We start from the raw sequence: 10,000 nt of genomic DNA, 5'->3' as shown, positions 1-10,000 counted from the left end.
AGGTGGACTGGTAGAGAATACCAAGGCGCTTGAGAGAACGATGTTGAAGGAACTCGGCAAAATACCTCCGTAAGTTCGCGAGAAGGAGGCCCGGGTCCTACGCAAGTGGAATCCGGGGGCACAAACCAGGGGGTGGCGACTGTTTATTAAAAACACAGGGCTCTGCGAAGTCGCAAGACGACGTATAGGGTCTGACGCCTGCCCGGTGCCTGAAGGTTAAAAGGAGGGGTGAGAGCTCCGAATTGAAGCCCAGGTAAACGGCGGCCGTAACTATAACGGTCCTAAGGTAGCGAAATTCCTTGTCGGGTAAGTTCCGACCTGCACGAATGGCGTAACGACTTCCCCGCTGTCTCCAACATCGACTCAGCGAAATTGAATTGCCTGTCAAGATGCAGGCTTCCCGCGGTTAGACGGAAAGACCCCGTGCACCTTTACTACAGCTTCGCACTGGCATCAGGATTGTGATGTGCAGGATAGGTGGTAGGCATCGAAGCAGGAACGCTAGTTCCTGTGGAGCCATCCTTGAGATACCACCCTTCGCACTCTTGATGTCTAACCGCGGTCCCTTACCGGGATCCGGGACCCTGCGTGGCGGGTAGTTTGACTGGGGCGGTCGCCTCCTAAAGCGTAACGGAGGCGCGCGAAGGTGGGCTCAGAGCGGTCGGAAATCGCTCGTTGAGTGCAATGGCAAAAGCCTGCCTGACTGCGAGACTGACAAGTCGAGCAGAGACGAAAGTCGGCCATAGTGATCCGGTGGTCCCGAGTGGAAGGGCCATCGCTCAACGGATAAAAGGTACGCCGGGGATAACAGGCTGATACTGCCCAAGAGTCCATATCGACGGCAGTGTTTGGCACCTCGATGTCGGCTCATCTCATCCTGGGGCTGGAGCAGGTCCCAAGGGTACGGCTGTTCGCCGTTTAAAGAGGTACGTGAGCTGGGTTTAGAACGTCGTGAGACAGTTCGGTCCCTATCTGCCGTGGGTGTAGGATACTTGAGAGGAGTTGCCCCTAGTACGAGAGGACCGGGGTGAACGATCCACTGGTGGACCTGTTATCGTGCCAACGGTAGTGCAGGGTAGCTATGATCGGAAAGGATAACCGCTGAAGGCATCTAAGCGGGAAGCCCCCCTCAAAACAAGGTATCCCTGAGGGCCGTGGAAGACCACCACGTCAATAGGCCGGAGATGTAAGCGCAGCAATGCGTTCAGTTGACCGGTACTAATCGCCCGATTGGCTTGATCTGATCCAGTAAAAGACAGCCAAAAACCAAAAAGCAAAAACAAAACTTGGACAACTCGTTGACCCTCATAAAGGGGTCAACACGTTGATGATGAAAATCATCAACACGTTGATAAAACTGAAATGAAGCAGAACATACATGTTCTGTGACATAACTCAGGTGTGGCCACGCGATTTGCCTCCGGCATATCGCTTCCGGCCACCGTCTGAACTCGCTTCGCGAGTGCAGCTTTGGGTTCTTATTCGGTTTGGTGGCCAAAGCACAAGCGAAACACCCGGTCCCTTCCCGAACCCGGAAGTTAAGCGCTGTTGCGCCGATGGTACTGCATCTTAAGGTGTGGGAGAGTAGGGCACCGCCAAACCTAATAAGAACCCAAATAAATCCTCTCTAAACAAAAAAACAAAACAAACAACGCGGGATGGAGCAGCCAGGTAGCTCGTCAGGCTCATAACCTGAAGGTCGTAGGTTCAAATCCTACTCCCGCAACCAAAATTATCATGCCAAAACATCAGATTAACCCTCGCATCCGCGAGGCCGCTTGCGTTGCACTGGAAGCACTGCGGAAGCAATAGAAGTGAATTGAGGGTGTCGCGGATAAGCAACACAGACATCATCAAGCACAGGCGCGGTGTCATGCGGAGCCTGAGCGGCGCTCTCGCCGGCCATCTGCCGTACTTGCTGGCGGGCAATCGCAGCGCGCTCGACAGGCGACAGCCGCAACGCTTTGAGCAAAGCGTCAACCAGCTCGGCAGGCCCGTCGTAGACGTGCATGCCCCGCCGGTTCCAGGCCACCATGTCGGACGTCACGAGGGCGATTACCTTCGCCTCTAACCCAGAAATATCGGCATCGTCTGGAAGCGTCACCCAGGTACAGCTGCAATGGCGCGCGATGAACGCATTGCGCATGGCCTTGGCGATGTCGCCGTCGGTCTTCGTTGCCGGATCATTGCGCAGGCGCCACATGCGCCCGGTGTTGTACATCGCCGAGAAATAGTAGCTGGAGCTTTACGACCCTGTGCAGTGACGCTGGTGGATGCGCTTGTAGAAGGCCTTTGCCGCAGACGACGTCGAGCCAATGTAGCGGAAGGTGCCGGCGTGCTCGAACAGACCGTAGATACCGCGGGCATCGCGCGAGGCTTCCGAGGTGGGTCGCGGCTTCGCTTTCATCAGGAGGTCGAGGATCTCGGTAGCGGAGGGAATGCTCATGTCTGCTCTTACTTCTTTTCGATCCGCTTCCAGTCGCGGCCGGAGACGATGCACCAGTTGCCTGCCGCATTCGGGCGGCGCCAGCGGGGCGTTGACATCTTTTGAAGGGCGTTGAGGGCATCTTGGAATTGATCAAACTGGATTTCTTGCCCCTTTGCTCCGACCGTATATTTGCCTTTGTGTTTCAGCTCTGGGTTAAACGTGCTGCCGTCCGAAGCCACCGGAACAAAGAGAACCTCACCTGAAAAATTCCGAGCTTTTGGTTCGGGTTTCTCGCCTTCGGGCAAATCCCAAATGGACTGGTAAAACTCTTTGCGTCCTGCAAGCCACTCCTTGGCACTGCTCGCCGTGACAGCCTGACCGGATTTTCGGACAAGGCAGCTTTCCCCGCTGCTCAGTACGTTACGAATTCGTCCTTCGGAAACGCCGCCAAAGACTGCTAGAGCGGGAACGCTCACCTCACCCTCTTCGTTCAAGTCCTCGTCGGTTATGGAGGCAAGACTGAGTCCAGTGTCCATCGCGTGCCGAGACAGGGCCAAATCAATAATCAATGATATGTTGTTTGCATCTTTGCCCAGTCGCACGTTTTGCCGCCAGTCGTCTAGTTCTAGGGGGAGTTTCGCAACCCAGCTCTTTCGGGCTTCAAACGGGACATTCGCAGGTCGCACACCCAAAAGCCCATATAGTCCTGCGTCGTCAAGACGTTTGGCGCAGTCCCACCCGCTCGCACTCGGCGACACGCTGCTATCGAAAGGTAGCGATCTCCAATCCCAATCCGTTGGTTGGTTTCCCGGAACAATGGCAGCGATTTTGGGGGCGATCGCTTCTGCCCCCAGAATCCCTTCGAGTTCGCTCAAGCAAAAAAATAGAGCTTCCTTCAGTGGGAAATCATAGTCACGCAAGTAACGAGCGTGGGGGATTTCTTCACCATACCAAGCCTCTCTGCGTTGGTGTGCGGTCATTTGTGAGGGCAGGATAACGGGCTTCATGCAGGCGTCCTTTATCGGCGAAGTTTGCGAATATCGGCACGGAGCTTGATGTGCGCGCGACAGTCTGATGGTGTGGATGAGGCGATGATGGACCCCTCCGGGAAGGAAAGCCGAATATGGCCTCTACCGGTGTAGGTCATACACTTCAACTCTACCCCTTCTGACTGGCAGATCTTCTGGATTTCACGTTTGGCCTTATTCATGGAAAACACCTGTAAATGTTAAAATCATGGATCACTTATACATCCAGTGCAAAAGCGACAAGAGTGAATTTTACACTTCACAATCTATATGGAGTCCGAGAATGCCAGCTCGTTCGGTTGAATTTCCAAAAAGAGAATACTGGCATAAGTAAGCGCTTGCGAACGAACAGTTTTCTGTCTGGTTCTGCTGCCTCAGCTTCGGTGGTGCCGGCGCAACGTAAATAGGGTGAATCATGAAGGTGCTGAGGCAAATCCTGCAGACCAGACCAGCTTCTGAAAGCCGATTCGATGCTGCTTGACGCATGTCAGGCCGCTTCGGTGAAGCTGCACCCTAGCGATAAACCAAGGCTCGAAAGTCGGCTTTGGTACGGCACCGACCATAAGTTGCGCTTTGCACGAACGTCCGGTCTGGGCCGTTCACTTATGTAGCATGCCTGCCGAATTCCAACTTTGCAAAGGTCACTTTCTGCCCCTAGCTGTCGTTAGTGTAGAGCGTAACATCCGTCACTCTGGCCTCGAAGCTGCCATGCGGCATTGCGGCGATCGATTTTGCATATTTGGGTGGGTTGGCACCGAAGTCGATTACAGCAGCCAGCCCAAAGCGGACATGATCTGTGCAGTCGCAGCACCAGAGACTTGCCGAAGTGACGGCGGGAAGCGGGCATTCGCTGGGGAACACACGAAAAGCCGCAATGCGCAGTGAAGCGGACGCTGCAGAACTGCAAACTGTGGTCGCCCTTCACGACACATCCGGCCCAGAGCCGCCGTTCACCGGAGATCAATGATGCTGCGGTGCAGCCCCTCGAACCAGCCGTTCATGCATACTGCAGCATGTTTGGCGCGCGAAAGTTAGCGGTGCGGATTGTCTGTCGGACCGATTCTAGTGGCACGACGCTGCGTTTCGCCCAAGAATCAAATCTTGCAGCGTGGCCTGTCCAAACCCGTCATCCCACAATCGTTCGCAACGCAGAAGGTAGCTTCCTTATTCATCAATGATTTCCCTCTCTACACAAACCCACCAGGCTTGACGGGTTTGCGTGCAGATAGAGCGGCCCAGATGGCTCAGATCAAGAAATCGAGCCCGGTCGGCTGCAGCGCCAGACCCACGAACTCGGGCGCGTCGACAAAGGCGCCAGCGATGTCGTCGATGGCAAAGCCGGCCTCGGCAGCCGCGTTCCAGAACGCGGCGCCCGCATCATCCGGCGCGCGGCCAAGGATCTCCTGATAGAGGCGGTCGATCTGCGCCTCAAGGCTGAGCGTATCGAAGGCCTGACCTTCGGTTTGCGTGTTTTCCTCCGAGCGCAGCATGAACATCGCTATGGAGGCGAGATCGAGCTTCGTGTCGGCCACGTTAGTCCAGAACTGGTAGCCGGCCAGATCGGCCTGGCGGCCGAGAACCGTCGTGAAGAGCGTGGCAATCGTCAGATCGCTTTCTGAGAAGGCGCTCGAGGACGCATCGATTGAAAGATCCGTATCCGTGAACCGGATAAGCTCCGCGTTAATGATCGTATCCTGCAGGCTCGGGCCATCGAGCGACGTCACGATCACTTGGCCCTTCTCGATGCTGATCTCGAAGCGATCTCGGTTTGCCGCGTAGATGATGGTATCCATACCCAAGCCGCCGTGCATAACGTTTGCACCTGGGCCGCCGAAGAGCGTGTCGTTGCCCGCATCGCCAAACAGGCGATCATCACCGCCTTCCGATCCGATCGTGTCATCTCCATCGCCGCCGTTCAGGTGGTCATCATCTGCGCCAAGCACGATGTTCTGAGCGCCGCTCCCAGCATAGACGACGTTTGTGCCAGCACCGCTGCGCACGGTGACATCGCCGACGATGATCGCAAACTCGATATTGTCGAGATCGAGCACAGCGCCTACAGGCAATTGCGAGCCGTCAATCACCATAACCTCAGTGCTGTCGCCTTCCCGTCCGGTAATCCGGATCGGCTCAGAGGGTGCCGAGGTTGTGTTCGTGGTGAGCGTGACCTGGTTGAGCCAACCCGCGCTTACTCCGTTCAGCCATTGATCGAGCCCGTTGATCATCGAGAACCAGTCGGATTCTGGCGCGGAATCGCGCAGCAAGTACAACCCATCCCGGAAGCTGGTCTGGATCGTGGCGGTCTCATTTGCCCGTGCCGTGAATCCAACGCCCGTTGGCACGCTGACAGTGGTCACGGCTTGTCCGTCGCTGTCGAAATGCAGCGGAATATCGGCCAACGATGTGGCCGCATCCGTGTCCTCGCGTGTGTTCGAGACGGGTGTGATGACGATCTTCTCGACACTGAGGCTGTTCTCGGTTGTCGTGGTCCGCTCAACAGGGACCCCGTCAACCAAGTCTGGTTCCGGCTCGGCCGGCTGGCCACCGCCGCCTGCAGGCGGCGCTGCGGCGACGTCGATCGTGATGGTGCCCGGGGCAGCAGAGAACGTGGTGCCATCGTTCACGCTGTAGGTGAAGATTGCGTAATCATCGCCCGATGCGCCGGAGGCGGCCGTGAACACGATATTGCCGCCGATGATGTCACCGATCGTAATGACGTCTGTTGCACTGACCGGGCTGGCGTTCAGGCTCAGAACGCCAGCACCCGGCAGCGTGTCGATCCGCACGCTTTGAAGCGTATCGCCGTCCACGTCGGCAAAGCCGAAATCCCCCACAGTGAAGGTATGCGGCGTGTCGAAGGCTTGCTGAATATCGGCGGTTGCCGGGTTGGTCGGCGCGTCATTCACCGGCGTGATGTCCACATTCACCGTCCCGAGATCCGTGCTGGTGCCGGTATCGTTGATGGTCAGTGAGATCGTGGCTGCATCATTGCCGGCGGCATTCGCGGCCGGGCTGTAATGAACATGGGTGGCGCTGTTTAGGAACGTGTCTATATCCACGATGGTGCCCGCGAGGATCAATGTGCCTGTTGCGCTCCCGCCAACCGTCACACCGCCGCCACTTGTCGCCGCCAGCGTGCCGGCACTGGCGGTTAGTGTCAGGGTCAGGCTACTCGTTGTGTCGACATCAGAGAGCGTGAGCGCGGAGAGATCGAGATTGGCCGGGGTGTCCTCGGTAAACGAGACATCGCTCACCAGGCCCGTGATTTGCGGCGCATCGTTGAGCGCTGTGACCGCCACATTGACATGGGCGTTTCCAGATCCGGAACCGTCGGAGAGGGTGACGCTTACGGTCCGTGTGCCAGCTGTCGGCGCCTCGCCTGTCGCTTCAAAGCTCAGTGCCTGAACGATGCTCTGCACCCGCGCCGGCGTGGCATCCGCGTTCAGGGTCACGACGAAGTCGTTGCCAGCCACGATGTTGTTGGCAAGCGTGCCGATCACGGTGCCAGACACCGAAACGTTCGAGCCTGCCGTCATGGCCGCGAGGGCCACGACACCGCTGGTGGCGACGCTTAGAACGTCGCTGGCTGCATCGGCGTTGTTTGTCACCGAGGCCCTCAGGGTGCCTCCGTTGAAATTGGGCGAGTCGGCGTCGGTGACCGTTGCGTTTGCGCCGATATCCAGCGAGACCGCACCGGCGTTCTCGGTGGCGCTGACGCTGTCGCCATCGAGGTTGCCCAGGACAGGCGGATTGGGTGTGATCGAGAGCGTGATACTGCCGCTGGCATCCGCATCGCCACCATTGGCAATGCCATCCCCGTCGTTGAGTGTGAGCGTATAGCCTCGATCGCCGATTGAGGATGGTGCCTCGAAGCGCAGGTTCTGCAAGAACGCCTCGATGCGGGCCGAGCTTGAGTCGGCGTTGAAGTTGATCGTCAGGTCGTGGCCACTCTGTCCATCTGCTGTCGCATCGATTGTCCCGATCGTTACACCGCTGACTTGCAGTGTCTCGCCTACTAAAATTGTGCCATCTCCGCCTGCGGTGACCGTCGTACCATCGACGCCCCAACTGCCATTACCCGCGCCGCTTATCTGGGCGATGGTTAGAAAGCCGCCGTTGTAATCGATCGAATCTGCGTTCGACACGGTCGCATTGGCAAGGCCAGTGATCGCCTGTGCGCCGCCGCCCGTAATAATCTGGCTGGTCTCGCCAAAGACGCTGGCCACCGACGGCGCATCATTGACCGCCGTGAGGCTGACCGTCGAGGACAGGGTTGGTGCATTGCTTGCCGCACCGCCATTGGCGGTTCCACCATCATCTGTGATGCCGGTGATCGTGACCACCCGGTTGCCGGCGGTCGTGGGATTGTCGGACAGGTTGCGATAGGTGAGGCCGTCGACGAGGGTCTGCGCTTGCGCCGCGCTCAGCGTCGCCCCGGTGAACGACACCGTCGCGGTGGTGCCGCTTACGTTCACGGACACCGACAGGCTGTTGGTCGCCGTGGTCACGGAATTGCCATCCGTCAGGGCAACATCGGATCCATCGATCGACAAGATCTCGGATGCACTATCGGCGAGATTGGTGACCGTCAGGGTCAGGCCCGTGATGCGATCTCCGATCTCCACGGCATCGGCAGAGACCGTGTTGTAGAGATCCTGGGCCGCGCCGCCCTCGACAAAGGTCGGGTTGCCGCCGGTCGCCGTCAGGGTCGGTGCGTCGTTGACGTTGGTCAGCGACACGGTGACCGAGCCCGCAGCATGTCCGTTCCCGTCCGAGAAATCCCAGTCTAGTTGGACCGAGGTGGCGGGATCGTCTGCGCCGTTGGTGTAGCGGATCGCCTGCAAGGATTCGTTGACGAGAGCGGTCGTCGGCGTGGTGCCGTTGTCGGCGAAGGTGATCTGAAGTTGGCCGTTTCCAGTGTTGCTGATGGTTGCGATGACGTTGCCGCTCGCGCTGATCGTACCGCCCCCGTTGGGCCCGCCCGCAACCGTGAGGTTGCCGCCGGTGATCACCGACAGGATGTCGGACGTATCTGCGCCACCATTGCGCGCAATCGCAAGTGTCGCCCCGGCATAGTCGCCGTTACCGCCATTGAGCGCGTCCAGCTCTTCGTCGGAGATGGTCACATCGGCATCGAGCACCACGGGGATGCCATCTTCGGTCACGCTCGGCGTGGCGTCGAGACCCGTCAGCACAGGCGGATCGTTCACCTCAGTCACATTCACCTGCACTGTGCCAAGCGCCACGTCACCCGAGCCGTCGCCGTCATTCGCGGTGACGCTGATCGTCGCTTGTCCCGCCCCCACAGCGTTCGAAGGCGGTGTATAGCGGATGTTCGATGCGGTATCGAGATAGGTGCTGATATCGGCTGGCGATCCCACCAGCGAGATGGTGGTCGCATTCACCAGCGTCTCGGTCACGCCACCGCCGGTGCCCGCACCGTCGCTCGGCGTGCCAAAGCTGCCTCCGCTGGCAGAGAGTGTCACCGTGATGGTGCTACTGTCGATGTCGCCAATACTTGCTGCCGAGAGATCAATATTGCTGAGTGTGTCTTCGGCCACCGTCACCGAAGCAGGCAGACCAGAGACGGAAGGGTCGTCGTTCACCGGCGTGATCGTAATGGTCACGGTATCCGCGGTGCCATTGGCCGTGCCGTCGTTGGGGGTAACCGTCAGTGTGGCCGCGCTCGTATCGTTGCTGTCGGTCGTAAAGGTAATGTGGCTCGTGTCGTCGAGATAGGTGTTGAGCGCAGCGGCCGAGCCCTGCAAAGTCATGTTGCTGGTGCTGGAACTCGCGATGGTCACGCCGTCGACTGTTCCGTTGCCATCCACAGACGCAATCGTGCCGCGATCAACGGCCAGGGTCAGCGTGAGCGGGTCATCCCCCTCGGCATCCGAGATATTGTAGGCGGACAGATCGATAGCTGCGGCGGCGTCTTCAACTGCCGTGTCGTCGGCCGGCGTGCCGCCGAGCGATGGCGCCGTGTTGGGCGGCACCGCGTTGGCAATCGTGATGTTATTCAGAGATAGATACCCAGTGCCGATATCGAAGGTGATCCGTACTTCATCGACAGCGTCGAAGGTCGTATTCCCAGAGATGTCGACGTTGACCCGATTGTTATTGTTGTTCGACGAGAAGGTATCGGTTGCGACCTGAACGTTGTCCCGAAAGCCAGTGATATTGAGTGTCGATGCCGCGTACGGGAAGGTGCCCCAGTCAAAGAAGTCAAACGACTCGAGTTGAAACTCCTCGCCTCCAGCACTGCGGATGGACATCCCCTTCCATTCCCCGCCAAAGGCGAAGTCTGTCGTGATTCCGGAGAACCCATCGCCGGATGACAAGTTGCCGTCATTGTACCAGTTGAGTGAGGAGATCTGTGTGCCGAGCACGTCACTGATATTGGCGATCTGGATCGTGATCCCGCCGATATCGCTGCTCCCTCCCTCCCCGTCGGTCGCCAAATTATCGGCACCGATGCCGTTGCCATCGTTGCTGGAAAAAGTCAGAATTGTTGACATATCAGAAATCTCTCAAAGCAAAAAGA

Annotated in this window: 4 protein-coding genes, 1 tRNA gene and 2 rRNA genes (1 of these 7 cut by a window edge); 3 read left to right on the top strand and 4 right to left on the bottom strand. The window is 58.1% G+C overall.

Going from position 1 to position 10,000, the window contains the following annotated elements:
* The 3 genes from TM1040_RS00030 to TM1040_RS00020 all read left to right on the top strand — a co-directional run.
* A 23S ribosomal RNA gene (locus tag TM1040_RS00030) occupies nt 1-1,243 on the top strand; it begins 1,590 nt to the left of the window's first position.
* A 243-nt stretch (nt 1,244-1,486) separates the two neighbouring features.
* A 5S ribosomal RNA gene (gene rrf, locus TM1040_RS00025) occupies nt 1,487-1,601 on the top strand.
* Between the two features lie 51 nt (nt 1,602-1,652).
* A tRNA-Met gene (locus tag TM1040_RS00020) sits at nt 1,653-1,729 on the top strand.
* A gap of 24 nt (nt 1,730-1,753) precedes the next feature.
* Here TM1040_RS00020 and TM1040_RS19630 read toward each other — a convergent pair.
* The 4 genes from TM1040_RS19630 to TM1040_RS00005 all read right to left on the bottom strand — a co-directional run bounded on the left by TM1040_RS19630 (nt 1,754) and on the right by TM1040_RS00005 (nt 9,974).
* On the bottom strand, nt 1,754-2,221 hold the full coding sequence (locus tag TM1040_RS19630; protein ID WP_011536548.1) for a hypothetical protein: 468 nt from the start codon (nt 2,219-2,221) through the stop codon (nt 1,754-1,756).
* Nucleotides 2,222-2,245: 24 nt separating this feature from the next.
* Complete coding sequence (locus tag TM1040_RS19625; protein ID WP_049763149.1) at nt 2,246-2,446, bottom strand: hypothetical protein; 201 nt, start codon at nt 2,444-2,446, stop codon at nt 2,246-2,248.
* 8 nt (nt 2,447-2,454) lie between these two features.
* Nucleotides 2,455-3,435, bottom strand: a complete 981-nt coding sequence (locus TM1040_RS00010; RefSeq protein ID WP_011536547.1) for a hypothetical protein — start codon at nt 3,433-3,435, stop codon at nt 2,455-2,457.
* Nucleotides 3,436-4,700: 1,265 nt separating this feature from the next.
* The gene (locus tag TM1040_RS00005) at nt 4,701-9,974 is read right to left on the bottom strand and encodes a DUF4214 domain-containing protein (RefSeq protein WP_011536546.1); all 5,274 of its coding nucleotides are present in this window, start codon (nt 9,972-9,974) and stop codon (nt 4,701-4,703) included.
* Nucleotides 9,975-10,000 lie beyond the last annotated feature (26 nt).

Source organism: Ruegeria sp. TM1040, assembly GCF_000014065.1.
In the GTDB taxonomy this organism is placed as follows: domain Bacteria; phylum Pseudomonadota; class Alphaproteobacteria; order Rhodobacterales; family Rhodobacteraceae; genus Epibacterium.
The sequence above is the reverse complement of the archived record's forward strand: the minus strand, read 5'-3'. Positions and strand labels throughout refer to the sequence as shown.

Excerpts from the sequence above, each read along its gene's own strand:
- TM1040_RS19630 (WP_011536548.1), bottom strand. The coding sequence starts at position 2,221 with ATGTACAACACCGGGCGCATGTGGCGCCTGCGCAATGATCCGGCAACG.
- TM1040_RS19625 (WP_049763149.1), bottom strand. The coding sequence starts at position 2,446 with ATGAGCATTCCCTCCGCTACCGAGATCCTCGACCTCCTGATGAAAGCG.
- TM1040_RS00010 (WP_011536547.1), bottom strand. The coding sequence starts at position 3,435 with ATGAAGCCCGTTATCCTGCCCTCACAAATGACCGCACACCAACGCAGA.
- TM1040_RS00005 (WP_011536546.1), bottom strand. The coding sequence starts at position 9,974 with ATGTCAACAATTCTGACTTTTTCCAGCAACGATGGCAACGGCATCGGT.